This window comes from Rhodonellum psychrophilum GCM71 = DSM 17998 (genome assembly GCF_000381545.1).
Taxonomy (GTDB): Bacteria; Bacteroidota; Bacteroidia; order Cytophagales; family Cyclobacteriaceae; genus Rhodonellum; species Rhodonellum psychrophilum.
The window spans coordinates 88,323-114,124 of record NZ_KB906687.1 but is presented as its reverse complement, the minus strand read 5'-3'; the positions used below and the strand labels follow the sequence as shown (position 1 = coordinate 114,124).

Below are 25,802 nucleotides of genomic sequence, written 5' to 3'. Positions count from 1 at the left end.
TAAAAAAAGAAAAGCTTCTACTGAAAGTTAAACGTTTAAATTCGACTGGCTTTTAAAAGGGTGCAAGGAAGTTGATGAAAAACGTCCCTTCTTTTTGGCTGTTGATGGAATATTCAAATCTCAGGACCAAATCATAAAAAGTCACCAAATCAAAGCCTGCTCCATATCCGTAAAGGTACTGGTTGGTCAAGCGCCCATTTTCGGGAATAAAATTCCTGTCCTTGACATATCCGTGATCAAAATTGGCGCTGAAATAGAGCTTTACGGGGAAATAAGAAAATTCTTCGACGGGCATAATGTTGGAAATATCATATCCCAAGTCGAATATCGTGAATCTCAAGCTATTTTTTTGGACAACTGTCTGTTGTCCTTCGATTACGTTGAGCTCATACCCCCTGATGAAATTGGGTTTGTAACCGATCCCTCTGACCAATGTATAGGGTTGCTTCGGACTCATAAAAGCATTCAATGACAAACCCGCAGCATAGTGGAATTTATTGTTGAATTTTTGGTATTTGTTTACATTCAAGGAAAGCTCGGTTTCGTTGATCCCATCACCGCTGAAAAGGCCATATTTGGTAATTCCGATATTGAGGGACTCCCCATCTGTGGCGTATGCATTATTGTCTCTTCTATCGTGCCTGAAATTATAGCTCGCCAAAAAATACCTCAGGTCGTTCTGCTCATTCAAGAAGTAGTTTGGGTTTTGTTCGAGAACTTCGTCTTTTACCCACGTATGGTTAAATCCAAAAGTGGCAAAATGAAAGTTGTAAAAACTTCCACGGTAGGTATACCGAAGAAATGCTGCAGTATTCTTCCTCAAAGCATCTTGGGTTTCATTTTGAAAAAATACCTGCTTGTTTTCCAAAGACCTTAAGGCGACAGTTTTGTTGGTGAAATAATTGAACTGAACAGCAAGGCCATGTTGTTGGTTCTTGTCAATATAAGGAATGCTGTATAGGACATCAAAGGCCTTGGTGAACCCCAACTGTGCGCTGATTTTCATTTTTTCGTTTCGCCCGCCGACGTTGTTATGGGCCAAGCGGAGACCATAATCTACTCTGGAAAAATCCCTGTTTTGGTTGGTCCACCATTCGGCAAAGTTTCTGTCTGCCAAATTAAAAATAATGGAAGGAATGATATACCATCTTTCAGTGACCGAAACCAATATTTCAATCTGTCCAACTTCAGTAAGAAGCGGGGTGATCTCGACATTGTTGAACAATTGAAGATTATAGATTTTTTGTTGGTCTGCCTTTATCATTCCCAAAAGTTCCTCCCAGTCATAGACAAGACCTTGCTTCAAATTCAATTCTCTGAGAATGATGTTTTTGCGTGTTTTTTCGTTCCCTACGATGAAAATATTGTTGATCAATACTTTTTGCGGAATATCGAGGATTGTAGTATTGACAGTATCTTCTTTTATTTGGGCATAGGTGTCAGCCACTGGAATTATCATCCAAGCCGAAACAATAAATACCAAGAATTTTTTATAAACAGAAATCACAGCCACTCGCCTTTCTACACTAAATTTATGGAACTTTATTGAATGGATTTTCTTTATCATTGAAATTTATCACCCTTGAAAACACTTCTCCGAAAAATAGCCATATTTCCCGTTTTGGTTTATCAATATACGATATCCCCGCTCTTACCGACTTCTTGTAGGTACACACCTACTTGTAGCCAATACATGAAGGAGGCAATTCTCAAACATGGTGTTTTTACCGGAGGGTGGATGGGCTTAAAAAGGATTGCAAGTTGCAATCCCTGGGGTGGGCATGGTCACGATCCTGTTCCTTGATTTTCTTTTGGTTTTAACCCTTTTTTTAGTGCAAGAATTGTAAAAACAATTCCAGCAATCACCAAGGGAATACTCAGATATTGGCCCATATTTAGAGAAAGTCCTTCTTCAAAATCCACTTGGTTTTCTTTGAAATATTCCCATACAAATCGCATTCCAAATACAGAAATAAAGAAAAGTCCGAGCAACAATCCATCGGGAACCCTTGAGTCATATCGAAACCAGATCCAAAAAAGACCTATAAAAATCAGAAGATAGGTGATGGCTTCATAAATTTGGGTTGGGTAACGAGATACACCAAAGGTCCGCACCGTGGCAAGATAATGATCTCCCTTGTCCAACAAATCATAATTCAGTGGTGTATTCGGATCTTCCGCTAGATATTTAAGTGAGCTTTGGAACCTTGTGAGTACATATTTCACATCCGTTTCCAAGGTGTTTCTCAAGTCAGCTTCCTGATATCCGCCCTTCTCGATTTTAATGTCAAAATTAACGGGAACAATTCCATTCCCCTGCAATTCGGATGCCCTATTTTTGGGTTTGTAAGCATCCACTTCCAAAACGGGGATTTTTAAAGTAGTCAAGATTTCTTCGGTATCCCTTGCATAGACAAAACCACTGTCGTTACCGTTTGGTTTACCTCCGATTTCTGAATTCATCAAGTTCCCCATTCTGATCATGGCACCTGTCATGGCTACTACAATGACGATTCTGTCCATAATCCAGAAGTAACTTTGCGTTGGGATTTTCCTGGAATATAAATACAGAGCAAGCATGATGGCTACCGCCGCTCCATGACTCGCCAAGCCACCTTCCCACACCTTCAATATGTCTAAGGGATTGCTGAGGTATTTTTCGGGTTCATAAAACAAAACATGACCCAATCTTGCCCCGATGATCGTGGCAAGTACCATGTATATGGTCAACTTGTCTACCAAACGCTCATCTTGGCCTTCTTTACGAAAAATGTAGACCATTACCTGTTGGGAAATAATAAACCCCAAAGCAAACAGTAAACTGTACCACCTGAGTCTTTCAAACCCCGGAATCACCGAAGCATCTGGGCTCCAAACCACATAACTCAATATAACATCTGTCATTGTTTTTTCTTTTATGGAAATGAATTTAACAATTCAAAAACCGCATGTAAACCTAATACCTCTCATTGAAATTAACAGCATGTCTTCAGAATTTAATTCGACAAGGAGTGACATTAAAAATTGTCCAATTCTTTCAATTCTTCTTCAAAACCCCCTGATAATATGGGGAATCTGTACCATGTTTTTGGATCAATATTGAATTCATCCAAATGAAACGACGGCGCCAATCTCTCTCTCTTCCATTGATTCCTGGACCAAAGCCTGAAAAACTTCTTGATGTATGTTTTCAGCAAACCATCTTCGATACCTAAGTTTTCCTTCAGAATCAGGTAAACATCCATTGGTGACTTTCTGTCCCGAATAGCAAGCCGCTCGATTTCGACGATCACTGCATATGGCATCAAATCAGTTTCATCCGTTTGGTGATTTTCATTTGGTCGGAGTTCAGCTGTGGGCGTGAGGGCATTCACACTTTTCAAGCCGTGATAGCCCAGGTTTTCTTCGGCCCATTTCAGCCAATTCATCAGGAAAAATTTGTCTACGCCAGCAATCGGGGATATGCTTCCGCTCGTGTCGCCATCCATCGTGGTATAACCTACGCCTCCTTCACTTCTGTTGGAAGTATTGATGAGCAAAGCATTGTTGATATTGGCCAACATCCAAATGATCGGGGAACGGGATCGGGCCTGAATATTTTGCAAGGTAATATCATCGTCTTTCCAGGTCAGTTTTCTACCCAGAGCAGTTTCGATTTTCTCGGTATAGGATTTTACCTCATCGGAAATCTCCCAATTATAAAACTTGGCACCAATGCTTTTGGAAAGTGTTTTGGCACTCTGAAAGGTCGAATAGGAAGAGTTTTCAGAAGCTTGGTATGCAGTAGTCAGTAGTTCTCCGACAATTTCTGTTTTGGGATCGGAAGTTTGTGGATTGAATGGCAAACCTATTTTTTTCAAAAAAGAACTTACGCCCAATTCTTCGATTCCGCGTCTCACCATTTCTGCTATCAAAACTGCGATGGAAGAGGAATCCGCCCCTCCACTCAAGGAAAGAACAAATCCCTTGCTTTTGCTTTTTCTCAAATAATCAAAAAGTGCCAAGGAGGTGGCTTTTACAAATTCATTGTTTTTGTCATGAAGAGTGGGGACAGGGGTGATTTCAAAATTTTCTTTTTCAAATTCAAAACCCATGACTTGATAATCCAAAAAGGAAAGCAATTCATTCTTCAGGATCAATTCACCAGCTCTGGCAGCCAATATCTCTCCGTCAAAAATCATTCGCCCGGATTCATTTCCCAATAAATTGGTGTAAAAATAGGTTGCATTCAAAAGAGTAGAGCTCTTTTTGACGAGGTTCTCCCGAATTTCACTTTTTCCCATCGCAAAATGACTGGCGCTGGGGTTGAAAATCACATCGACCTTTCGATCCTGGAGTCGGTATCCCGGACGGGCATCCCCTCTCCAGGCATCTTCACAGATTTCAAATCCGTAGGAAACGCCTTTTTTTTCAAAAATAACATCTCCAAGTGGAATTTGACCTCCTGAAAATTCAAAAGGAATGATTTCTCTCGCTACCCAAGGCGTAAACCATCTGAATTCATAATGCACACCATCGATGGCCATGAATTGTTTTGCTACGATTCCCAGGAGTTGACCGTTTTCTATCACAGCCATACAATTGTAGACAGTTTCGGCAATCCTTATCGGCAATCCAACAGCCACGGTGATTTGGTCACAGTGGGCAACAAGTTTCTCGAGCTGAAGAAGGGCTTTTTGGGGATACCAATGACTGAGAAACAAATCCTCACTTCCATATCCTGTCAATGTGAGTTCAGGAAAGCAAAGGAGTTCCACCCCTAGTTCTCTTGCTTCTTGGATGGCATCGACAATTCTGTTGAAATTCCCTGTCCAATCCAAAGGGGTTTGGTTGACAGTGGCGCAAGCTATTTTTAATTTTGACATAAAAACGAAATCGTATCTTTAAAACAGCGATCCCAAAGATAGTGTTCTAAAAAGCGATTTTAAGTTTTTCACAAGCATTTTTGGCAGCCTCCTGTTCGGCTTTTTTCTTGGTAGCCCCTTTTCCGGAAGTGCAAACTTCACCTCCCACCCAAAGTTCAACCAAAAACTCCTTGAATCTTGTGTTTCCTGTCACGGAAACCAGTTTGAAATCGACTTCTTTGCTTTCCTTTTGAGACCACTCGATTATTTTACTTTTGAAATTTGTGGTGGTGGCAATGATGTCATCCACATCAAAATGGATCAGGATTCTTTGGTGAATGAATTTTTTGCAAAATTTATATCCTCTATCCAAATATACAGCTCCCACCATTGCTTCGAGGGTATCCCCAAAAATGGATTTATGGGCACTGAGATTTTTCCCCTTCAGCTCTGCTTCCAAGATTTTGGAGAGGCCGATTTTAACCGCGATTTGGTTTAGGGCTTCTCGGTTGACCATTCTTGAACGGGTTTCTGTGAGAAAACCTTCATCGCGAAATGGAAATTTATTGAATAAAAATTCAGCGACTACCGCACCTAAAATAGCGTCACCCAAATATTCCAGTCTTTCGTTCGAAATTCTTAGGCCATTCTTGAATTCCTCTGCTACGGATACGTGCTTGATGGCAAGTTTATAAAGGGATAAATTAAAAGGCTTGCTGCCTACCATATGTTTTATGGAGGCAGCAAGCCTTTTTTCATCTGTATTGAAAAGAAATGCTTGAAATCTGAGCAATCTGGAAAGTTTCAATTTTACTCTGTTATTTTTTTGAAAATAATGGAGCAATTATGACCACCAAATCCAAAAGTATTGCTTAAAGCAGCACGCACTTCTCTTTTTTGAGCTTTGTTGAATGTCAAATTTAATTTGCTATCCAATCCTTCATCATCCGTGAAATGGTTGATGGTAGGCGGAATGAGGCTGTTTTGTATCGCAAGGATGGAAGCAATTGCTTCTATCGCACCGGCAGCACCCAACAAATGACCTGTCATGGATTTGGTACTGCTGATATTGAGTTTATAGGCATGTTCCCCAAAGACATTTTGGATCGCTTTAACTTCACTGATATCACCCAAAGGTGTGGAAGTACCATGGACATTGACGTAGTCGATATCTTCTGGATTCATTCCGGCATCTTCCAATGCCAATTTCATCACGTTTGTGGCTCCTTCACCCTGCGGGTGGGGGGCGGTAATGTGGTAAGCATCGGCTGTCATGCCGCCACCTACGAGTTCAGCGTAAATCTTTGCTCCCCGGGACTTGGCATGCTCATATTCTTCAAGTATAAGTGCTCCAGCACCTTCTCCCAAAACAAAACCTTCACGATCCTTGTCAAAAGGTCTCGAAGCAGTTTGAGGAGAATCATTTCTCTGGGAAAGCGCTTTCATGGCATTGAATCCACCGACACCAGCCTCAGTAATAGTAGCTTCTGAGCCACCGCTGATAAAGATGTCCGCCTTTCCCAATCTGATGTAGTTGAAGGCATCGATCAATGCATTGGTACCGGAGGCGCAAGCCGAAACGGTTACAAAATTGGGGCCTTTGAATCCATATTTTATGGAAAGGAACCCAGCACTGATGTCCGCAATCATTTTTGGAATGAAGAATGGGTTGAAGCGGGGAGTACCATCTCCTCTCGCGAAATCGACAACCTCCTCTTGAAATGTTTTTAGTCCACCTATTCCGGAACCCCAGATAACACCTGCACGGTAGAGATTAATTTTTTCTAGATCCAAACCGGAATCATTCATGGCTTCTGCCACTGCAATCATTGCGAATTGAGTGAAAGGATCCATCTTCCTCGCCTCTTTCCTATCCAGAAATTTTTCCGCATCGAAGTTTTTCACTTCGCAAGCGAATTGTGTCTTGAATAGGGAGGCATCGAATTTAGTAATAGGTGCAGCACCGCTCACACCATTAGTAAGACCTTCCCAGAATTCCGGGACGGTATTGCCTATGGGTGTAAGGGCACCAATACCTGTTACTACAACTCTTCTTAAATTCATAAATGAATTTTGAGTGATTACTTATTTTACGTTTGCTTCCAGATAGCTAATCGCCTGACCAACTGTGCCAATTTGCTCAGCTTGATCATCTGGGATGGAAATGTTGAATTCTTTTTCGAATTCCATGATGAGCTCTACTGTGTCCAGAGAGTCGGCACCAAGATCGTTTGTGAAGCTAGCTTCGGGAGTAACTTCGGATTCCTCAACGCCTAATTTATCAACGATAATGGCTTTTACTTTTTGTGCAATTTCAGACATTTTGTGATCAGTTTAATTTAAACACTGTGCAAAGAAATATATTTAAAACCTTATTGCCAAAAATACTGGGCAACTAAATCAAGATATTCTCTCGCAAGATAGAAGTTCTAAGATTATTTTTAACTTTGTCCATGAAAAATTCTTCCTGAATGAAGAAAACAAAACTATTCGTAGAACCCGAATTTGACTTTGAACTTTTAGGTTTTGTGGCTCCACTAAAGGATTACAAAATGGCTTGGGTAATCAATGATTCTTTGGGAATCAACTTGGTTAAAGCAAAAGACTATGAGTTGGAATTTACAAATCAGCCACAATTGAAAATATCCCAATTTATTCTTGAGAAAGAACATGGGTTTATTCAGTTGTTGAAAAACCGATCCTATAGTGATGGTGGAAATGCGTTATTTCTAATTCCAGAACTTAAAATCATGGATTACTTCCTGCTGCTGCAGGACTTGACCTCCCAATTGAATATTAATGCTTATATTGAGCAACTTTCCACGAGCTTATTCATCCAAAATGTGGTGAAGCTGGACTTGTCCAAAATCAAATCAAAAGAAAATCTTTTAACCTATTAACAAAATATTTACTCATGAGCGTAACCGTCTTTAATAAAACAAAGATTCTAGCTACTGTTGGTCCTGCCTCTAACAACGAAGAAGTACTTATCAATTTGGCAAAAGCTGGAGCCAATGTTTTTCGCCTGAATTTTTCTCACGGCAATCACAAAGGTCATTCGGAGGTCATCAAACTAATCCGAAAAATCAATAAGGAAAACAATCTCCATCTGGGGATTCTTCAAGATCTTCAAGGACCCAAAATTAGGGTGGGCGAGGTCGAAAACAATGGAGTGGAAATCCTCCCTGGAAATTCCATTACCATTACAAACGATCCCGTGATCGGAACTGCTGAATTGGTCAGCACCGTTTATCAAAACCTTCCAAACGACGTTTCCACAGGTGACCGTATCTTGATCGATGATGGTAATCTTGAATTGGTCGTGGTCAGTACAGATGGCAAAAACGTGAATTGTACAGTCATTCATGGAGGGATCTTAAAATCCAGAAAAGGCATAAACCTGCCCAACACAAAAGTATCCGCACCTTCCCTTACGGAAAAAGATCTGGAAGACTTGATCTTCGGGTTGGAAAATGATGTGGATTGGATTGCCCTTTCTTTTGTACGTTCTGCAGAGGATATCCTGGATTTGAGAGAAAGGATTAAAAAAGCTGGCAAGGTTTGTAAAATCGTTGCAAAAATAGAAAAGCCAGAGGCACTGGATAACATTGATGCGATCATAGAGGCAACAGACGCCATCATGGTCGCAAGAGGTGACCTGGGTGTGGAAGTACCCATGGAAATGGTCCCTCTTTGGCAGAAGAAAATGGTGGAGAAATGCAAAATCGCTTGCAAGCCGGTGATTATCGCTACCCAGATGCTGGAGAGTATGATCGTGAATCCAAGGCCTACAAGAGCTGAAACCAATGACGTCGCCACAGCAGTATTGGATGGCGCAGATGCCGTGATGCTCTCTGCAGAGACTGCATCTGGCAATTATCCCGTAAATTCAGTGAAGGCCATGAGCAGCATTATTTCCTACGTAGAAAACAATGCGGATGTCTACCACAACCTCTACAAAATTGAGGAAGATGATGAGACATTTCTAAGTAACAATTTGCTGTTGATGGCTTCAAGACTTTCCAGAAACGTAAAGGCAAAAGCAATCGTGGGAATCACCACTTCAGGTTTTACGGGCTTCAGAATCGCTTCCCATCGACCTTTGGCCAGTATTTTTGTTTTCACCCGAAACAAGCAATTGATAACCCAGATGAGTTTGGTGTGGGGAGTGAGATCCTTTTACTATGAAAGCAATGTGTCCACCGACGAGACTTTTGCCGATATCGAAAAAACACTGAAAAACAATGGACATGTCAATGCTGGTGATATCATCATCAATACAGCCAGTATGCCATTGAAATCAAAAGGGAAAACCAACATGTTGAAAGTACATGTTGTCGATTGATAAAAGCACAATAGTTTGAATTAAAATTGAAATCGGGACATGTTTAAAAAACATGTCCCGATTTTTTGTACCCACCCTTTTAGAAATGGTATTGCATACCAGGGGTTTAAGCAACTCGAGTCCGAATTAGAATTGCGTGGGCATAATTCGGATTTAATAAAACAAAAATTTAGGAAGGTCCTTTAGGTGGAACAAGGAGAATGTTTTCCTTGGCCACCATCACAGCTCCAGGTGCGGAACCTTTTACCTTCCTCACATACTTTGAAGGGGTATAAATAACCGCAGACAAGCTCTCATTCTTGTTTTTGGAGTAATAGGCAGCCAGTTCAGCTGCTCTCTCGATAACCGATTTCGGGAATTGGATACCCGATTTGAATTTTATGAGCACATGAGAACCAGAAACATCTTTCGCATGCAGCCAAAGGTCCTCTTTCCAGGCATAATTGCGGAGCATTTCATCATTTCCTTTAGCAGACTTGCCGACCAAGACCTCAAAACCCTCTACATCGAATCGTTTAAAAGGGACTTGTTCTTGGCTTTCTTTTTCCTGTGCAACCAGATTGTGTTTCTTTATGAAATCCCTCAGTCCCCGGAACTCTTTGATTGGACTGATTTCGGAAAGCATCAGGTCAAGATTTTCTACCAGGGATTGCTTCCCTTCCAGATTTTCATGAAGTTGGTTGATTTCTATTTTTCGGTTTTTGGATTTGCGATATAGATTTTCTGCAAACTTCTGCGGGGATTGCCCCCTTTTCAGCCTGATGGTTTCCTCTTTTTCTGTGTAGAAATTGAAAAGCTGCACTTCCTCTTGATTGGGAGCGATTTGGTGAAGGTTCGCCATGATCACATCTGCGATCTGGGCAGGGCTGATTTCATTGATCAAATCCTCCAGTTTTTGAGAGGTTTTTTGAATGTACCCAATGGATTTTTTTCTCTGGTCTTCAAAGATTTTTTGCCAATGGCTTTTTTCCTTATCAAAGGCTTGGACAACCACCAAATAACCAAAAAGTGCATTGCATGCGTGGATGGGATCTTCGGTCTGGAAAATCGGGTTTTCTTCCGGTAATAAACTTAAAACATGCTCTTTTCCACGTTTGGTGATCGTAAACAAAGGACTTTCCAACATGTCCAATAATTCCTGCATCAATGCCCACTTCACTTCAAGATCGGCATCGATATAGCCATGTGACTGTAGCCATTCCCTTGGGATTTTTCCCAATGTCGGCAAAAACTGGGAGGCATTTCCCTCTAAACTTTCAAATCTCGAATTTCCCAAATCAAAGTTTTTCGGGAATTCGGAAAGTGAAATCTCCCTGTCCACTCTCAAATCGTTTCTGAACAAAATACTAGGGAGGTCTTCCCCGATTTTGTAAAAAAGAACATTGCTACGGGTGCCGTGAAGTTTGAACAAAAGCTTGTCTCCACTCTCAAGTTCGATAATAAAAGCTCTTTCGAAATTCACAACCTGAACGGAATGGATCACCTGACCGATGAGATCTGGGAATAAAGAAATGGTATTTCTTTTGCCTCTTTTGAAATCATCTGGGAATCCCAAGCATGAAATCGAAGGCAAAAGATTCGCACGAATATAAAAACCTTCTTCCTCCTTTTTGCAGGCAATGATCAGCTCATTCTTGTTTTGTGAAAAGCAAGAGGTGATTTCCATTCCCTGATACCGCTCTTCGAGGGCTGGACATAGAAATTTGAGAAAGTGAAAATTGAAGTGCATCAGTCAATATGGATTTTTAGCCCATCAAACGCAAGCTTGATGTTTTCGGGAAGATTGTCTTCGACTTCTTTATGGTTTCCGAGTTTGTGACTAATGTGGGTGAAAAATGCCCTCTCCGGTTTGATGATATTTACCATTTCGATGGCTTTTTCCAGTGTGAAGTGGGAAATATGGTATTCTTTCTGAAGGGCATTGAGAACCAATACTTTGGTCCCTTTTATTTTTCGCATCTCTTTCTCCGAAATAAAACTAGCATCCGTGATATAGGTGAAATCCTTGAATCGAAATCCCAATACAGGCAATCTGTAATGGAGTACTTCTATAGGGATCACCGATATTCCCTCCGCCACAAATGGAGATTTGGTGATTTCATTGGGAATGACAGCTGGAACTCCAGGGTATTTTACTTCCTGAAAGATGTAGGAGAATTCCATTTTTATCTGTTCCAATACCTCCTTGGTGCCGTAGATGGGGATGTCCTTTTTCTGAGAAAAATTATATGGACGTATATCGTCCAATCCTGCTGTATGGTCTTTGTGTTGATGGGTGTAAAGAATGGCGTCCAGGCTGCTGATTTTTTCCCGAAGCATTTGTTGTCTGAAATCCGGGCCAGTGTCTATGACAATACTTTTCCCATCAATGTCAAGGTGAATGGCTGTTCTGAACCTTTTATCTCTAAAATCCAAAGAGCTGCAAACCGGGCAATCACAGCCGATCACTGGGACGCCTTGGGAAGTTCCTGTCCCTAAAAATGTTACCTTCAAAGTTTCAATTCGGTTTGTTGGAGTTCTGAAAGAAGATCTTGGTTTTTTTTGTCCACAAAATCCTTTGGATTGAAATTCAGTTCTTTCACGATTTCCAATAAGGTGTTGATTTTTCCCTCAAGGGTATAATACCTGTTGATGATGACGATTTTGCTATCATTTAGAATACAATACCCGGATTTGAAACTTCCCTTTTCGTACCTCAAAATATAATCCGAAGCTGCGAAAAGGTTTTCGAGTTTTTCCAGAAAATGTTTTGTGAACTTTATGGTCATGGAGAAATATTACTTTTCAAGATGTTTTCTTACTGTGGCCAATAAATAATCGTAATCCAAAGGTTTTTGGACATAATCATTCAAGCCTGCTTTTTTGAAATCATCCAGTGTATAGTTTTTATAATTCCCGGTGATTGCCACAATGGGGACGCTTGCCTTTTTTGGATCTTCAAGTTCCCGAATGGCTTTTGTGCATTCGATTCCATCCATCACTGGCATGTTGATGTCCATCAGGATCAAATCAAAATCTTCATTGGCCAGTTTTTCCAAAACCTGCTTTCCGTTTTTTACTGCTGCAATGGAATAGTTTTCAAACAGCAACACATTCTTGGTGAGGTTGATAATCACTGAACTGTCTTCAGCGACCAATATTTTCTTACTTTCCGTCATGGATCAAATCATTTTTTTTGCTTGGAGGTGTTCTTGAAAACTAGTGATGAGCCCTTCCAAAATTAAATATTCCCTAAAGATATTGTCAAAATTGGTGGTTTTTATGTTTTTCTCAAATGCTTTGGTGAAATTAAAAATCTTCATCGCTCCCAAAGTACCTGAATTTCCTTTCATAATGTGTATTTTTTCCCCTATTTCTGGATAATTTTCTTCCTTTATTAACAAGTCGATTTCTGTAAGCAAACGAAAGGATTCGTCCAAAAAATCTTGGTAAACGGTTTTGATGTTTTCTAGGGTATTGTACTTCATCAATTGGTTGATTACGGTTTCATCCAAAATGAGGTCCTCGTCAAATCCTTGGCTGTCTTCAAAAGTAAAGCCGTTTTTTAAGATATTGTTTTCGATGGTTTCCAAAAGTTGTCTTGGTGTTATCGGTTTTGCAATAAAATCATCGAATCCAGCAGAAAGAAAATAGTCGCGGTCTGCTGTGCTTGCATAGGCGGATATGGCAATGACTGGACTGTTGGTGAGTTGTTCCGCTTTTATTATTTTCAAAGCACTAATGCCGTCAAGTAAAGGCATTTGAATATCCATCAGGATAAGGTCAAAATCTCCTTCCTTTACCTTCTCTATCGCTTCGACCCCATTTTCGGCGGTCTCATAAAAATAAACTTGCCCAATGATGTGTTCGAAAACTTTTCTATTCAAAGCATTATCGTCCACGATCAATACCTTTTTGTTTTTCGTCATGTTTTATTGGTATTTTTGAGGCCATTCAATAAGTAGGATTTTGACCTAATTTTAGTGAAGAAAAATAAACATCTATTGGTAATCGTAGGTCCCACGGCTGTCGGGAAAACTGAATTATGCCTTAATTTAGCTAAAAATTTCAAAACTGAAATTATATCTTCAGATAGTAGGCAATTTTTTAGAGAAATGGAATTGGGAACAGCGAAGCCTTCTGCTGAAGAGCTGAAAATGGCCCGACATCATTTTATCAATACCCTCTCCATCCACGAGGAGTATGATGTGAAAAAATTTGAGCGGGATACACTTTTTCTTTTGGAGACCTTATTTGAAAGCCACGATTTGGTCGTGATGACGGGAGGTTCAGGACTATATGTCGATGCCATTTGTAAAGGATTTGATGATATTGATGCGGTAGATCCAAACATCCGCAGGGAATTGATCCAAAGTTTTGAATCGGAAGGCATCGAACCTCTTCAAAGAGAACTTTTGAACTGTGATCCGGAGTATTATCGAACCGTTGATCTTCAAAATCCCCAGCGATTAATGAGGGCTTTGGAAGTTTTTAGGGGAACGGGCAAGCCTTTCAGTGCTTTTCGGGAAAAGAAAATACAACCTAGGCCTTTTGGAATTATCAAAATAGGATTGAAAAGAGACAGGGAGGAACTTTATACCAGGATCAATTTGAGAATGGATCAAATGATTGAAAAAGGGCTTTTTGAGGAGGCAGAAGGACTTTATCCCTTCAGGCACCTCAATGCCCTGCAAACTGTGGGATATTCCGAGATTTTTGGGTATATCGAAGGGGAATACGACAAAGAAGAAGCGGTCAGGCTTTTAAAGAGAAATTCAAGAAGGTATGCCAAAAGGCAATTGACCTGGTTCAAAAAGGATGAACAAATACATTGGTTTCACCCAGACCAATATCTGGAAATCCAAAATTTAATCCGAAATCATATAGCATTGTAGCCCAGTAACCTGGCTACAATGCTATAGGGTTTTCTTTTCAGGAGTTCGTTGTATTGGGATTTGATGAGTTTGGCGGTTTGGAAAGGTTTTTTGATTTCCTTTTCAAAAATTGCTTTATCCTTTTCTCCCAAATTGTTTTTTACTTGGATATAGACGGCTTTCAGCGCTGTTGTATCATTGGGGTCAAGCTTCAAGTTCATCTTTCCTTGCTCCCCGATTTTTTGCAATTCCTCCAGAACCTTGGCCTGCAGGTTGAACACCTGGTTTTTTTTGGTTTTCAAGGTCATGTTGACCACCATCATAAAAAGCATCACTGCACCACCAAGAGTAATGAATATCGGTATAAACCCCATTTTTTATATACTAAGTATTTCAATCAGTTTCAAATGGTCTTCTTTTAGTGGTTTGGTTTTGCCAATACAATCCTCGAAAGGGGTGTAGATGACATCTCCATTGACAACTCCCGCCATGCAGTTGGATTTACCCGCAATGAGACCGTCAACTGCCGCCATTCCGCAACGGGAAGCCAATACCCTGTCTCTGGCCGTAGGGTTCCCGCCTCTTTGGATATGACCCAGTGTGGTTACTTTGAATTCTTTATCGGCATCGTTTAGCTTTCCTTTCACTTTTTCCATGATGTACTCGGCAGTGCCTTCTTCATCGCCTTCAGCAACCACGATAAGACTGGACGATTTGGACTTTCTCAGGCTTTTTAGAGATTTCACCACTTTTTTCAGATCCGTTTCGGTTTCAGGGACAAATACAAATTCTGCTCCACCGCCGATGCCACACTCTACGGCTATATAGCCACTGTCTCGACCCATCACTTCGACAAAGAAAATCCGGTCATGGGCCGCAGCCGTGTCCCTGATTTTGTCGATGGCTTCCAGCGCTGTGTTGACTGCTGTGTCAAAACCGATGGTATAATCCGTGCCATAGATGTCATTGTCAATGGTGCCAGGGCAACCAATGATGGGGATTCCGAATTCTTCAAAAAACACCTTTGCACCGGTAAACGTGCCGTCTCCTCCTATGGCCACGACCCCCTCTATCTCATGCTCCTTTAATTGATCATAAGCTTTTTGACGACCTTCTTTGGTCATGAACTCTTCACTTCTTGCAGATTTGAGGATTGTTCCACCTCTTTGGACGATATTGCTGACGGAATTGGATTGCATTCTTTTGAACCCACCCTTAATCATGCCATCGAAACCATAGCTGATTCCATAGATCTCCAGTCCGTAAAAAATCGAGGTTCTGACCACGGCGCGAATACAGGCATTCATACCGGGAGCATCACCTCCAGATGTAAAAACTGCTATTTTTTTCATTGTTTAATAGGTTTTTTGCGAGGTCAAAAATACTCATAATTGCCTTCAATTGTTAAAAAACCTAGAAATCTTTTGGATGCCAATCGTATATATAAACTCAAAATAAGGACTGATGAAGGACAAGAAACCGTGAATCAAAAAGAGATTTACTCCTTGCTGTGATTTGGGGAAAAGATCCAAAAAAGGTGTCTGCCTTCATCAACAAACACCCTTTTTTATTATAAATTAGACACTTACCACCTTTTCTCCAAGGAGAAGCACCTCATCAACATTTACTTCGGTTACATATTTTTTCACCCCATCCTTATCTGTATAAGAGCGATTGGTCAATTTCCCATCGATGGCGATTTCTGATCCCTTGTCGGTGTATTTTTCTATGGTTTCGGCCGTTTTTCCCCAAGCCACCAGTTGGTGCCAAGTGGTCTCCTCCACTTTCTCTCCCTTGGCATTGTAATACACCTCATTGGTGGCCAAATTAAAGTTTGCCACGATCTTTCCACTTTCAAGATGTTTTACATCTGCTTTGGCACCCAATCTCCCGATCAATTGTACCCGGTTTCTCAATTTGTTCATGTTTTTTTAAATTATGGTTATAGATGAATTGGAAACTTGCTTCTTTCATTCAAGCAACGGAACAAAGATGGGGAGCCAAAAACCAGAGAGTCGGTTGCTTTTCGCTTATAGTCGTTTATAAACGTTTAAAATGGATAGGATGTGTTTTGGGAGATAATATTGGGACGCAGGACTTAACCTGTAACGTAATATGCATTTGGTTCAAAAGGAGTTAAACTGCAAGAAAATCAGAATATTATGAGACTATTTTCTGACACCTATAAGGTGAAGTCAAAAATAATCAACACCTAATTGATTATGATTCAATTAAAATCTTGAATTGAGTTCGTCTTGCATAAAACGGGTTAAACCAAGTAGGGAGTAATACATATTACTGATAGTGTGAAAACAAAAATCACAGACAACTCCATGATTATTAGGAATTGTAGGCTGGAAGAGAAATGGGAATGTACAGTACGGGTTTAATTAGTGATTGTAAAATTCAAAACTCCCTTTCTGATCAGTTCAAAAAGTAGGAGCTTGACAAAATCAATCGGGGATGTGATTTCCAGGATGGATCCAATTGTTTCCGATAGTGGGATTGGGTTTTTCGTTTTGCAGATGCCAAGAAAAAAAATCAACTCAAAAGTCATCATTGTTTTTGATCCAAGCCATTCCGTGCCGCATTCATCGTTTTTTTTTAATAGATTGTTTCGTCAATAAAAACCAAATAAAAATGAAAAGAATATTTTACGGAACTGCTGTTTTGGCATTAGTCTGCGGAAACTTGTTTGCCCAAAAAACCTATATACAGGCTGGGAAGTTGATAGATGTCAGGAATAACAAAACCTTGTCCGAAATGACGATCGTTGTGGAGGGGGAGATGATCGTTTCGGTCGCTAAAGGATATCAAAAGGGAACGGATGAAGATCAAATCATTGACCTGAAATCCGCTACAGTAATGCCGGGGCTGATGGACATGCATATTCATGTGGAAGGACAGACAGGCCCTCGCCAGTACATGGAAAGATTTACCAACAACGAAGCGGACGTGGCCTTCAATTCCCTGGTCTATGCCAAGACTACCCTCATGGCTGGTTTTACCACTGTCAGAGACATGGGTGGATCAGGGGTAAATATCTCCCTTAGGGATGCGATTGCTGCCGGAAAAGTGGACGGTCCCAGGATCATCACCGCAGGAAAATCAATCGCACCCACCGGCGGCCACGCGGATCCCACCAATGGTGTCAGGAGAGACTTGATGGGTGACCCCGGGCCGGAAGTCGGGGTGATCAATGGCGTTGCAGACGCAAGGAAAGCAGTTCGCCAACAAGTAAAAAACGGCTCAGATGTCATCAAGATAACCGCCACGGGTGGAGTATTGAGTGTGGCCAAAGATGGTTCCGCTCCTCAATTCCAACAAGATGAATTGAATGCTGTGATAGAGACCGCCAGGGATTTTGGGATCCATGTCGCTGCTCATGCACATGGTGATGAGGGCATGCAGCGATCCGTGATTGGAGGGATTCACTCCATCGAACACGGTACATTGATGTCAGAAAAAACGATGGACATGATGATAAAAGCAGGTACTTGGTATGTGCCTACCATCACCGCAGGGATGTCCGTGGCTGAATATGCCAGAATACCGGGCTACTATCCCGCTCCGGTCAAAGCAAAGGCCGAAGCCATCGGAGCCCAAATTCAAACTACGTTCGGAAAGGCTTATAAGAGAGGTGTGAAAATCGCTTTTGGAACAGATGCCGGTGTTTTTCCTCATGGGGAAAACTACAGAGAATTTATTTACATGACGGAGGTAGGCATGCCAAACCTGGAAGCCATCCAAACCGCAACCCTACGTGGCGCGGAACTATTGGGCATGGAAAACAAAATTGGTGTCTTGGAATCAGGGAAATTTGCGGATATCATCGCCGTCTCAGGAGATCCTGAAAAGGACATCAAGGTCATGAAAGATGTGGTTTTTGTAATGAAAGAAGGGAAAGTTTATAAACATGTGCCGTCTATGGGCATGAATTGATAATATGAAGACGCAAAACAGAAACACTGCATCATGAAAAAACAAATTTCTTTATCGATACTGGCGATTTGCCTGACATTTACATTTTCATTTGCCCAAGAAAAAACACCGGAAACCATTCCCCAAGGAGAAATTTTTTCTTCCATCCAAAATGTGAAAATAGAGGGCACAACGCATAGCCTGAAAACCAAGGCTGGAACCCTACAACTTCGGGATGAAAACAATGAGCCCATTGCCTTATTTGGTTTTACCAGTTATTTCAAAGAGGAGGGGCCTTCCAAACGGCCAATCATATTTTCTTACAATGGAGGCCCTGGATCCTCTTCGTACTGGTTACACATGGGAGTAATGGGGCCCAAAAGGGTCGTTGTCAATGATCCGGATTATACCAAAGCCGCTCCCTATACTGTGGTGAACAACGAATACTCCATCCTTGATATGGCTGATGTCGTCATGATCGATCCAGTGGGTACAGGATTGAGTATTCCCATAGGCAAAGCAAAAGGCGAGGATTTCTGGGGAGTGGATCAAGACATCAGGTCTATTTCTCTCTTTATTGTCCAGTTCCTAAAGGAATATGACAGATTCCAATCTCCCAAGTATTTGTTAGGGGAAAGTTATGGTACTTTCCGGAATGCCGGGGTGATGAGTAGTTTGTTGGACAAAGGCATTGCGCTGAATGGCGTAGTGATGGTGTCTTCCGTTTTTGATTTGAGGACACTGACATTTCCTGTTGGAGATGATACCCCTTACCTTGTTCATTTTCCATCTTATGCCACCACGGCTTGGTACCATGACAAACTGGAAAACAAAAATCCGGATTTGGAATCTTTTGTCGAGGAATTGAGAAAATTTACGGAAGAGGAGTACATGCCGGCACTCTACAGAGGCAGCAGACTCTCTTTGGAGGATAAAGCCAAAATGGCACAAAAGCTCGGGCAATACACCGGTCTGAGCAAAGAGTATTGGATGAAGGCAGACCTCAGGGTGAAAGCAGAGGAGTTTTTCAATGAATTGATGCGGGAAGAAGGGAAGACCGTTGGTCGCTTGGATTCAAGGTTTGTTGGGATCAATGAAAACTTACTCAATCAATCAAGTACGACCGATCCACAAAGCGATGCGATCTCTTCGGCATATACCACGGGTTTTCTGGATTACTTCCACCGGGAACTTGGCGTAAGCAAAAAATTGAATTACAAGACCTCAGCCTATTCCTCACCGGGATTCAAATGGGATTGGAGCCATGCCGGAAATATGGGTTGGGGTACCCAGACAGCCATCAACACCGGTATCGATATGGCTTCGGCAATGAACAAGGATCCAAATGTAAAAGTATTGATCATGAACGGGTATTATGATTTGGCGACGGTATTTTATGGGGTGGAAAACTCCATTGACCATCTGGGTCTGAGACCTGAAATCAGGGACAATATCACCATGACGTATTATGAAGCGGGACACATGATGTATACCCACTTGCCTTCACTTGTCAAATTCAAAAAAGATCTTGCGGATTTCATCAAGGATACCTCAAAATAATCGTTTTGATTCTTTAATTCTTCAATCCATATTCCTCAACCCATCACAAAAGCAGAAATTAATTTTTGCTTTTGTGATGGGTTTAATTTGTTTTGATCGGCAATATCTTGCTGTTATTTTTCTGGAGGAATGCCAATTTAGACATGAAAAACTTGTACTTTAGTGACGGTTAAGATTATTTTTGGTAAAACTAAAAACCCATGAAACCGACACTAGTTTCCTGTTTTTTGTTGATTTTTCTCTTATCGTCCTGTGGAAATTCCTCCCAGAAAACCAATCCCAAGAGAGAACATATTTCTGAATCCGTTTATGCATCTGGAATTGTTCGAAGCCAAAACCAATATCAGGCTTATGCCAATGCAAGTGGATTGATCCAAGAAATATTCGTGCGGGAAGGGGATAGCGTGGATGTTGGTACTCCAATCCTTGCCATTTATAACGAATCAGCCAAGCTAAATCGGGAAAATGCCGAATTGGCAAGGCTATTTGCAGATCGAAAAACCAACCAATCTAAATTGAAGGATTTGGAAATCAATATCCAACTCGCCAAAAACAGGCTGCAGAATGATTCGCTTCTGTGGGTTCGACAGCAGCGGCTTCATGAAAGGGGCATTGGGTCTTTGATAGAGCTAGAGCAACGAAAGTTAGCATTTGACAATAGCCAAACCGCATATCAATCTTCATTGCTAAGATACGAGGACCAAGAGAGGCAGATTGATTTCAATGATAAAAACGCATCAAAAAACTTGGCAATATCCAAAGTGCTTGAAAGTGATTTTATTTTGAGAAGCAAGGTCAAGGGTAGAATTTATGCCCTACTCCGAGAAAAGGGGGAAATGGTGGGGATTCAAACCCCTTTGGCGGTGATTGGGAGTGATCGGGAATTTGTTATCGAAATGCAGGTGGATGAATATGATATCGTGAAAGTGGCAGTCGGCCAAAAGATCCTTGTCAGTATGGACAGTTACCGTGGGGAAACATTTGAGGCAATGATCAGTCAAATCAATCCCCTTATGGATCAAAACAGCAAAAGTTTCACAGTTGAGGGGAAATTCGTCAGAAAGCCAGCGGTGCTTTACCCGAACCTTACCCTTGAGGCAAATATATTGATCCAATCCAAAGAAAATGCACTCACGCTGCCCAGGAGTTATATTTATCGGGACCGTTACGCGATCAAGTCAGATGGGGATACCGTTGCGGTGGTATTGGGGCTCAGGGATTTTCAGAAGGCGGAAATCCTGGAAGGTTTGGGAGAGAATGACCAAGTAATCAAGGTGGAAAAATGAAAATTTCTCTTACATTGGAAATCGCAAAATCGCTGATGTTGGCGAGGTTGAAGCAAACTACGGTAGCTGCAGTAGGGGTGACCTTCAGTCTTACCATGTTCGTGGCATTGCTGGGGTTTATGAATGGATTGAATACCATGCTTGACGGGTTGATATTGAATAGAACTCCCCATATCCGGTTTTACAATGAAGTCAAACCCAACCCGAATCAACCCATAGACCAATCCGAGGAATTTGGGGATTACTATAATATTATTCGGTCGATAAAACCCAGTGCCAGTCGCATCAGTATCCATAACAATGAAGCCATTGTCAAGACGCTCCAGGAGGATCCCCGGGTTTTGGGGGTAGCCCCAAAAATATCAGCACAGGTTTTTTACAATGTTGGCACCATCAACATTACAGGTGTAATCAATGGAATTGACGTCGAAGCTGAAGCCGATCTTTTCTTCTTTCAGGATTACGTCACGGCAGGAAATTACATTGATCTAAAAAACACGGCAAACAGCATTATTTTGGGGAAAGGAGCTGCCGATAGAATGATGGCCGAAATCGGAGATGTCATCCAAGCCACTACCGCCCAAGGCAACAGAATACAATTAAAGGTGGTTGGCTACTATCAATCAGGATTGGGAGATCTGGATAATGTCCAAAGTTATGCTTCCATCGCAACGACCCAAAAAATGTTGGGCGAAACAGCTTCCTATATTACGGATGTTCAGGTGAAGCTAAAGGACTTGGCTTTAGCTCCTTCCATGGCCAGGGAATATCGAGATGTTTTTGGCATCGATGCGGATGATATCCAGACTGTCAATGCGCAATTTGAAACAGGCACAAGGATCAGGACATTGATCAGCTATGCAGTTGGAATCACCCTGTTGATCGTCTCTGGATTTGGGATTTACAATATCCTGAACATGATGATATATGAGAAAATGGATACGATAGCCATTCTAAAGGCAATCGGTTTTTCGGGGAGGGATGTGAACAATATATTTATCGCGATTGCCTTGACTATAGGCTTTGTAGGGGGAGGCGCAGGTTTGATCTTGGGGTTTTTGGCAGGTTTGGGCATCGAAAGGATTCCTTTTGAAACAGAAGCGTTGCCGACCATTAAGACTTTTCCTGTTGATTTTAATCCAAAATATTACCTAATCGGCGGGGTTTTTGGCTTGGTGACTACTTATTTTGCAGGTTATTTTCCCGCAAGAAAAGCCAGTTCAGTCGATCCCGTAGACATCATCAGAGGCAAATAATCATGAAAGGAGAGATCGTACTTGAAGCCAAAGGAATCAATAAGTATTTCTTCAGTCCCGAAAAAACGCAGGTCTTAAAGGAGGTGACTTTTCAGATTTCAAAGGGAGAATTCGTGTCTGTGGTTGGGAAGTCGGGCTGTGGGAAGTCCACATTGCTCTATATTCTTTCCACCATGGATACGGATTATGAGGGGGCACTTTTTATCGATCGGGAAGAGATGAACACCAAGTCTCAAAAATACCATTCGAAAATCAGAAATGAAAAGATAGGGTTTGTTTTTCAATTCCATTATTTGTTGAATGAATTTTCCGTGTTGGAAAACGTGATGATCCCCGGGCTGAAACTTGGGAAATATTCCAGAGAGGAATTGGAACATCGGGCGATGGAAAAGCTGAAGATTTTTGGGATGCAAGGGCATGCATTGAAAAAGGCCAATCAACTTTCGGGCGGGGAGAAGCAGCGTGTAGCCATCACTCGGGCACTGATCAATGACCCTTTGATCATTATGGGAGACGAACCTTCTGGAAATTTGGATAAAAAAAATGGAGATATCGTATTCAGTATTTTCAAGGAATTGACCCAGGAGTTTCATCAGACGCTCTTGATTGTCACACATGATCAAGATTTCGCCGCAGCAACAGACAGAATCATCGAGATGGAGGATGGAAGAATTATACGCCAGTAAAACTAATCAAGGAGGGTATATATTGATTTTCATTTTTTTGGTTTAAGTTTTAACACGATATTCGGCCCAAAACACAAAATAATATTCTGTTTTTTGGTTGTTGGAATGGGTGAATAAATACTTCTGATCTACATGTCCATATTTTTTTTGATTGAAGGCCAATTGGAAGGGGTTAAAAAAAATATCAATCTACCATAAAATTCGTATTGAAGAGAATGATTAGTAAATTCACGTTTAATCTAAACGAATATTTTTATGACCAAAAAAACCGAGTATAGCTTATTTGATGATGTATGTGGTTTTGTGGATGAGGCTGCCAGACACATGGATTTACACCCCGGCCTTTTGAATCAAATCAAGCAATGCAATAGCATTTACAAGTTTAATTTCCCACTTCGCAATGATGACGGAACCTATGAAACCCTTACAGGTTATCGGATTCAACATTCCCATCACAAACTTCCTGTAAAAGGAGGAATCCGATACAGTGAGCATGTCAATGAGGATGAAGTCAAAGGATTGGCAGCCTTGATGACCTATAAATGTGCGCTGGTCAATATCCCTTTTGGTGGAGCAAAAGGAGGGGTACGCATGGACCCCTTGAAATACAATGCCAACCAATTGGAGCGGATCACCAGAAGATATACCTCGGAATTGATCAAAAAGAAATTTATAGGTCCTGCCATTGACGTGCCCGCACCCGATTATGGAACAGGTGCTAGGGAAATGGCTTGGATCGTCGATACTTTCGAAGCTTTCAATCCGGAATTGATCAATGCCAAAGGCTGCGTGACCGGTAAACCACTTTCCCAACATGGAATTGAGGGAAGAAACGAAGCCACCGGTATGGGGGTATATATCGGTATCCGAGAAGCCGTTGGAGTGGAGGAAGACATGAAAGAGCTAGGATTGACAACGGGGCTAAAGGGTAAAAATATCATCATCCAGGGTTTTGGAAACGTAGGATACCATTCAGCGCTGTATTTGCGGGAAGCAGGTGCCAAAATAGTCGGTGTCGCAGAATGGAATGGGGGGATATGGGATGAGGCAGGAATCGATGTGAAATCCCTCAAAGAATACCAAACAAAAAACAAGGGTTTTAAGGGGTATTCCAGAGGAGAATTTATAAAAGAAAGCAAAGAACTCCTGATTTATCCATGTGATATTTTGGTGCCAGCAGCTTTGGAAAATCAGATTACCAAAGAAAATGCATCTAAAATCCAGGCAAAAATCGTCGGCGAAGCGGCCAACGGACCTGTCACACAAGAAGCTTCCAATATCCTTTTGGAAAATGGGGTAATGGTCATTCCCGACATGTATCTCAATGCTGGCGGTGTAACCGTTTCTTATTTCGAATGGCTAAAGAATCTCTCAAGGGTTTCTTTCGGTAAATTGGAAAAAAGGTATGACATGGAGAAATACAGGAAACTGATGTCTACCATAGAAAATGCCACAGGGGAAAGTTTCACGGATGACGAAAAGGAAGGTTTGATTTCAGGTGCCTCAGAAAGGGATTTGGTTATTTCTGGACTGGAAGACACCATGGTTGCGGCTTACCACAGCATGAACAAAACCCGCAAAGACAAAAACATTAAAAGTTTGAGGACAGCAGGTTTTATCCTTGCACTCGAAAGAATTGCCATCAGTTATACCGACTTGGGGATTTTCCCTTAAGGATACTGGGGGATATAGATCCAGGTTCAATCATGGAGCTGGTTTCCTCTGAATTGGAAAACACCCTTCATTTTTGGCTAAATATGGCCTTAAATGAAGGGTGTTTTAGTATAGAATATCTTCTGGAGGGTCTCCACAGGTAGATAGTCAAAGCCCTGCAACGTGTCGATTGTTAAGATTCCCCTTTGGGATTATCTTCAAGCTTTTCCCCTTATTTTTTTTCGATTTTTTCAAATGAAACCAGAATCCCCCTAACCATGGCTGCACTGAAACCTTGATGCTCCATTTCATTGAGGCCGACAATGGTACATCCCTTTGGTGTGGTGACTTTGTCTATGGCTTCTTCGGGATGAATCTGTTTCTGAATCATCAGCTCAGCGGCACCTTTTACGGTTTGGTTGACGATCTTACTGGCGGTTTTGGCATCGAATCCGATCTGTATCCCCCCTTGGATCATCGCCCGCATGAAACGCAAGACATAGGCAATCCCGCAGGCGCCGAGGATGGTTGCCGCTTCCATCAACCCTTCATCGATGGTGATGGAAAAACCAATGCTGTTGAAAAGTTGCTTCACTTTTTCTTCACTTGATTCGGACTGGTTGCGTCCACATATGCAGGTGACAGATTCCTGTATATCCGCTGCAATATTCGGCATCGCTCTGAAAACAGTCGTTTGAGGATCCAAAACGGTATACATCTCGTCCAAAGTGATGCCCGTTGCCAAGGAAATAATGACTTGTTTATTAGGATCCAATGCTGGTTTTATTTCCCTTAGGATTGCGGATACATTATAAGGTTTGACCCCCAAAATCACCAAATCAGCTTCCTGGGCAGCAATCAGGTTGTCAGAATGAACCCTAACTCCCTTGTCTTGGAGATATAACAGGTTCTCGGGATTCCTTTTGGTAACATGGAGGTTTTGTGGTTGAAAATCAGCTTGCTCCAATAGGCCGTTCACAATGGAGGTCCCAAGATTTCCACATCCAATGATGGCGATTTTTATGTCCTTCAACATGGTGAATTTTTAATAAAAGGGATTTACAATTGTCTAAAGGTAAATAAGATTGCTGATTTTTTGAATAAATGGCAGAAAATTGCTTCTTGATTTGGATTAAGTTTTAAAAATAAGTCAGGTTGCCAATTGTTTCAGGCAAAGGGGGCTTTCCCAATAACTATCCTCAATCTAAATTAAATTTTTTAAGGTTTAGGGAGGGAAAATGGGCAAGGTATTTGGTGTTTGCTTGAAAACATGCATCCTCAAAAAGGAATTATGAAAGGATAAAAAAGCCAATTCTGCTTGTTTTCAAGTTACTTTATTCTGGCTTTTTTCAAATAGGAAGCCCAATCGAAACAATAAAAAGTTATCTTTGACTTTTA

The 25,802-nt window shown here is 41.4% G+C and carries 25 protein-coding genes; 10 read left to right on the top strand and 15 right to left on the bottom strand.

The genetic code is table 11. The annotated features are described in order from the left end of the window. Positions 1–52 precede the first annotated feature (52 nt). Complete coding sequence (locus F824_RS0119055; protein WP_019599535.1) at positions 53–1,567, bottom strand: POTRA domain-containing protein; 1,515 nt, start codon at positions 1,565–1,567, stop codon at positions 53–55. 15 nt (positions 1,568–1,582) lie between these two features. On the opposite strand from F824_RS0119055, the gene yidD reads away from it, so the two are divergent. Next, the gene (yidD, locus tag F824_RS27275) at positions 1,583–1,804 is read left to right on the top strand and encodes a membrane protein insertion efficiency factor YidD (protein ID WP_081625019.1); all 222 of its coding nucleotides are present in this window, start codon (positions 1,583–1,585) and stop codon (positions 1,802–1,804) included. On the opposite strand, the gene F824_RS0119050 is transcribed toward yidD, so the two are convergent. The 5 genes from F824_RS0119050 to F824_RS0119030 form a co-directional block, all read right to left on the bottom strand. Further along, positions 1,786–2,904 carry a prolipoprotein diacylglyceryl transferase gene (locus tag F824_RS0119050; protein WP_019599534.1) on the bottom strand — a complete coding sequence of 373 codons (1,119 nt, stop codon included), beginning with the start codon at positions 2,902–2,904 and terminating at the stop codon, positions 1,786–1,788. The genes yidD and F824_RS0119050 overlap by 19 nt on opposite strands. A 113-nt stretch (positions 2,905–3,017) precedes the next feature. After that, positions 3,018–4,865 (bottom strand): NAD(+) synthase, encoded by a 1,848-nt coding sequence (gene nadE, locus F824_RS0119045; protein WP_019599533.1) that lies wholly within the window; start codon positions 4,863–4,865, stop codon positions 3,018–3,020. A gap of 46 nt (positions 4,866–4,911) precedes the next feature. Continuing rightward, positions 4,912–5,652 (bottom strand): ribonuclease III, encoded by a 741-nt coding sequence (rnc, locus tag F824_RS0119040; RefSeq protein ID WP_026333809.1) that lies wholly within the window; start codon positions 5,650–5,652, stop codon positions 4,912–4,914. 2 nt (positions 5,653–5,654) lie between these two features. Further along, the gene (gene fabF / locus F824_RS0119035; protein ID WP_019599531.1) at positions 5,655–6,908 is read right to left on the bottom strand and encodes a beta-ketoacyl-ACP synthase II; all 1,254 of its coding nucleotides are present in this window, start codon (positions 6,906–6,908) and stop codon (positions 5,655–5,657) included. A 21-nt stretch (positions 6,909–6,929) separates the two neighbouring features. Further along, positions 6,930–7,166: an acyl carrier protein gene (locus F824_RS0119030; protein WP_008629501.1), complete on the bottom strand. Its 237-nt coding sequence runs from the start codon at positions 7,164–7,166 to the stop codon at positions 6,930–6,932. Between the two features lie 149 nt (positions 7,167–7,315). Between F824_RS0119030 and F824_RS0119025 the strand changes: the two genes are divergently transcribed. Together F824_RS0119025 and pyk are read left to right on the top strand one after the other, a co-directional pair. Beyond that, a complete protein-coding gene (locus F824_RS0119025; protein ID WP_019599530.1) occupies positions 7,316–7,744 on the top strand; it encodes an IPExxxVDY family protein in 429 nt (142 codons plus the stop codon). Positions 7,745–7,758: 14 nt separating this feature from the next. Beyond that, positions 7,759–9,189: a pyruvate kinase gene (gene pyk, locus F824_RS0119020; RefSeq protein WP_019599529.1), complete on the top strand. Its 1,431-nt coding sequence runs from the start codon at positions 7,759–7,761 to the stop codon at positions 9,187–9,189. 169 nt (positions 9,190–9,358) lie between these two features. Here the strand turns inward: pyk and F824_RS0119015 are convergent, their stop codons facing one another. The 5 genes from F824_RS0119015 to F824_RS0118995 are packed head-to-tail and all read right to left on the bottom strand — an operon-like array spanning position 9,359 to position 13,097. Continuing rightward, positions 9,359–10,918: an NFACT RNA binding domain-containing protein gene (locus F824_RS0119015; protein WP_019599528.1), complete on the bottom strand. Its 1,560-nt coding sequence runs from the start codon at positions 10,916–10,918 to the stop codon at positions 9,359–9,361. After that, positions 10,918–11,682: an MBL fold metallo-hydrolase gene (locus tag F824_RS0119010; protein WP_022582164.1), complete on the bottom strand. Its 765-nt coding sequence runs from the start codon at positions 11,680–11,682 to the stop codon at positions 10,918–10,920. Before F824_RS0119010 ends, F824_RS0119015 begins: the two co-directional genes overlap by 1 nt. Then, positions 11,679–11,957 carry a hypothetical protein gene (locus F824_RS0119005; protein ID WP_019599525.1) on the bottom strand — a complete coding sequence of 93 codons (279 nt, stop codon included), beginning with the start codon at positions 11,955–11,957 and terminating at the stop codon, positions 11,679–11,681. The genes F824_RS0119010 and F824_RS0119005 overlap by 4 nt, the downstream gene beginning before the upstream one ends. A 9-nt stretch (positions 11,958–11,966) precedes the next feature. Further along, positions 11,967–12,347 carry a response regulator gene (locus F824_RS0119000; RefSeq protein WP_019599524.1) on the bottom strand — a complete coding sequence of 127 codons (381 nt, stop codon included), beginning with the start codon at positions 12,345–12,347 and terminating at the stop codon, positions 11,967–11,969. A gap of 3 nt (positions 12,348–12,350) precedes the next feature. Beyond that, the gene (locus F824_RS0118995) at positions 12,351–13,097 is read right to left on the bottom strand and encodes a response regulator (RefSeq protein ID WP_019599523.1); all 747 of its coding nucleotides are present in this window, start codon (positions 13,095–13,097) and stop codon (positions 12,351–12,353) included. A gap of 54 nt (positions 13,098–13,151) precedes the next feature. On the opposite strand from F824_RS0118995, the gene miaA reads away from it, so the two are divergent. Beyond that, on the top strand, positions 13,152–14,063 hold the full coding sequence (miaA, locus tag F824_RS0118990; protein ID WP_081625018.1) for a tRNA (adenosine(37)-N6)-dimethylallyltransferase MiaA: 912 nt from the start codon (positions 13,152–13,154) through the stop codon (positions 14,061–14,063). On the opposite strand, the gene F824_RS0118985 is transcribed toward miaA, so the two are convergent. The 3 genes from F824_RS0118985 to F824_RS0118975 form a co-directional block, all read right to left on the bottom strand. Continuing rightward, complete coding sequence (locus F824_RS0118985; RefSeq protein WP_019599521.1) at positions 14,048–14,416, bottom strand: hypothetical protein; 369 nt, start codon at positions 14,414–14,416, stop codon at positions 14,048–14,050. The genes miaA and F824_RS0118985 overlap by 16 nt on opposite strands. Before the next feature lie 3 nt (positions 14,417–14,419). After that, positions 14,420–15,394 carry a 6-phosphofructokinase gene (pfkA, locus tag F824_RS0118980; protein ID WP_019599520.1) on the bottom strand — a complete coding sequence of 325 codons (975 nt, stop codon included), beginning with the start codon at positions 15,392–15,394 and terminating at the stop codon, positions 14,420–14,422. Between the two features lie 225 nt (positions 15,395–15,619). After that, positions 15,620–15,967, bottom strand: a complete 348-nt coding sequence (locus F824_RS0118975) for a single-stranded DNA-binding protein (protein ID WP_019599519.1) — start codon at positions 15,965–15,967, stop codon at positions 15,620–15,622. Between the two features lie 715 nt (positions 15,968–16,682). On the opposite strand from F824_RS0118975, the gene F824_RS0118960 reads away from it, so the two are divergent. From F824_RS0118960 to F824_RS0118930, 6 genes are all read left to right on the top strand, one after another. Further along, positions 16,683–17,984, top strand: coding sequence for a metal-dependent hydrolase family protein (locus F824_RS0118960; RefSeq protein ID WP_019599516.1), 1,302 nt, complete (start codon positions 16,683–16,685; stop codon positions 17,982–17,984). A gap of 33 nt (positions 17,985–18,017) precedes the next feature. Further along, complete coding sequence (locus F824_RS0118955) at positions 18,018–19,523, top strand: S10 family peptidase (protein ID WP_019599515.1); 1,506 nt, start codon at positions 18,018–18,020, stop codon at positions 19,521–19,523. A 200-nt stretch (positions 19,524–19,723) separates the two neighbouring features. Then, positions 19,724–20,809, top strand: coding sequence for an efflux RND transporter periplasmic adaptor subunit (locus F824_RS0118950; protein ID WP_019599514.1), 1,086 nt, complete (start codon positions 19,724–19,726; stop codon positions 20,807–20,809). Further along, positions 20,806–22,065 (top strand): ABC transporter permease, encoded by a 1,260-nt coding sequence (locus F824_RS0118945; protein ID WP_019599513.1) that lies wholly within the window; start codon positions 20,806–20,808, stop codon positions 22,063–22,065. Before F824_RS0118950 ends, F824_RS0118945 begins: the two co-directional genes overlap by 4 nt. A 2-nt stretch (positions 22,066–22,067) precedes the next feature. Then, positions 22,068–22,751 carry an ABC transporter ATP-binding protein gene (locus F824_RS0118940; protein ID WP_019599512.1) on the top strand — a complete coding sequence of 228 codons (684 nt, stop codon included), beginning with the start codon at positions 22,068–22,070 and terminating at the stop codon, positions 22,749–22,751. Between the two features lie 255 nt (positions 22,752–23,006). Then, entirely contained in the window at positions 23,007–24,425 is a 1,419-nt protein-coding gene (locus F824_RS0118930; RefSeq protein WP_019599510.1) for a Glu/Leu/Phe/Val family dehydrogenase, read from the top strand. 211 nt (positions 24,426–24,636) lie between these two features. Here the strand turns inward: F824_RS0118930 and proC are convergent, their stop codons facing one another. Continuing rightward, entirely contained in the window at positions 24,637–25,440 is an 804-nt protein-coding gene (proC, locus tag F824_RS0118925) for a pyrroline-5-carboxylate reductase (RefSeq protein WP_019599509.1), read from the bottom strand. Positions 25,441–25,802 lie beyond the last annotated feature (362 nt).

Excerpts from the sequence above, each read along its gene's own strand:
- F824_RS0119055 (WP_019599535.1), bottom strand. The coding sequence starts at position 1,567 with ATGATAAAGAAAATCCATTCAATAAAGTTCCATAAATTTAGTGTAGAA.
- F824_RS0119050 (WP_019599534.1), bottom strand. The coding sequence starts at position 2,904 with ATGACAGATGTTATATTGAGTTATGTGGTTTGGAGCCCAGATGCTTCG.
- nadE (WP_019599533.1), bottom strand. The coding sequence starts at position 4,865 with ATGTCAAAATTAAAAATAGCTTGCGCCACTGTCAACCAAACCCCTTTG.
- fabF (WP_019599531.1), bottom strand. The coding sequence starts at position 6,908 with ATGAATTTAAGAAGAGTTGTAGTAACAGGTATTGGTGCCCTTACACCC.
- F824_RS0119030 (WP_008629501.1), bottom strand. The coding sequence starts at position 7,166 with ATGTCTGAAATTGCACAAAAAGTAAAAGCCATTATCGTTGATAAATTA.
- F824_RS0119025 (WP_019599530.1), top strand. The coding sequence starts at position 7,316 with ATGAAGAAAACAAAACTATTCGTAGAACCCGAATTTGACTTTGAACTT.
- pyk (WP_019599529.1), top strand. The coding sequence starts at position 7,759 with ATGAGCGTAACCGTCTTTAATAAAACAAAGATTCTAGCTACTGTTGGT.
- F824_RS0119015 (WP_019599528.1), bottom strand. The coding sequence starts at position 10,918 with ATGCACTTCAATTTTCACTTTCTCAAATTTCTATGTCCAGCCCTCGAA.
- F824_RS0119005 (WP_019599525.1), bottom strand. The coding sequence starts at position 11,957 with ATGACCATAAAGTTCACAAAACATTTTCTGGAAAAACTCGAAAACCTT.
- F824_RS0119000 (WP_019599524.1), bottom strand. The coding sequence starts at position 12,347 with ATGACGGAAAGTAAGAAAATATTGGTCGCTGAAGACAGTTCAGTGATT.
- F824_RS0118995 (WP_019599523.1), bottom strand. The coding sequence starts at position 13,097 with ATGACGAAAAACAAAAAGGTATTGATCGTGGACGATAATGCTTTGAAT.
- F824_RS0118985 (WP_019599521.1), bottom strand. The coding sequence starts at position 14,416 with ATGGGGTTTATACCGATATTCATTACTCTTGGTGGTGCAGTGATGCTT.
- pfkA (WP_019599520.1), bottom strand. The coding sequence starts at position 15,394 with ATGAAAAAAATAGCAGTTTTTACATCTGGAGGTGATGCTCCCGGTATG.
- F824_RS0118975 (WP_019599519.1), bottom strand. The coding sequence starts at position 15,967 with ATGAACAAATTGAGAAACCGGGTACAATTGATCGGGAGATTGGGTGCC.
- F824_RS0118960 (WP_019599516.1), top strand. The coding sequence starts at position 16,683 with ATGAAAAGAATATTTTACGGAACTGCTGTTTTGGCATTAGTCTGCGGA.
- F824_RS0118955 (WP_019599515.1), top strand. The coding sequence starts at position 18,018 with ATGAAAAAACAAATTTCTTTATCGATACTGGCGATTTGCCTGACATTT.
- F824_RS0118950 (WP_019599514.1), top strand. The coding sequence starts at position 19,724 with ATGAAACCGACACTAGTTTCCTGTTTTTTGTTGATTTTTCTCTTATCG.
- F824_RS0118945 (WP_019599513.1), top strand. The coding sequence starts at position 20,806 with ATGAAAATTTCTCTTACATTGGAAATCGCAAAATCGCTGATGTTGGCG.
- F824_RS0118940 (WP_019599512.1), top strand. The coding sequence starts at position 22,068 with ATGAAAGGAGAGATCGTACTTGAAGCCAAAGGAATCAATAAGTATTTC.
- F824_RS0118930 (WP_019599510.1), top strand. The coding sequence starts at position 23,007 with ATGACCAAAAAAACCGAGTATAGCTTATTTGATGATGTATGTGGTTTT.
- proC (WP_019599509.1), bottom strand. The coding sequence starts at position 25,440 with ATGTTGAAGGACATAAAAATCGCCATCATTGGATGTGGAAATCTTGGG.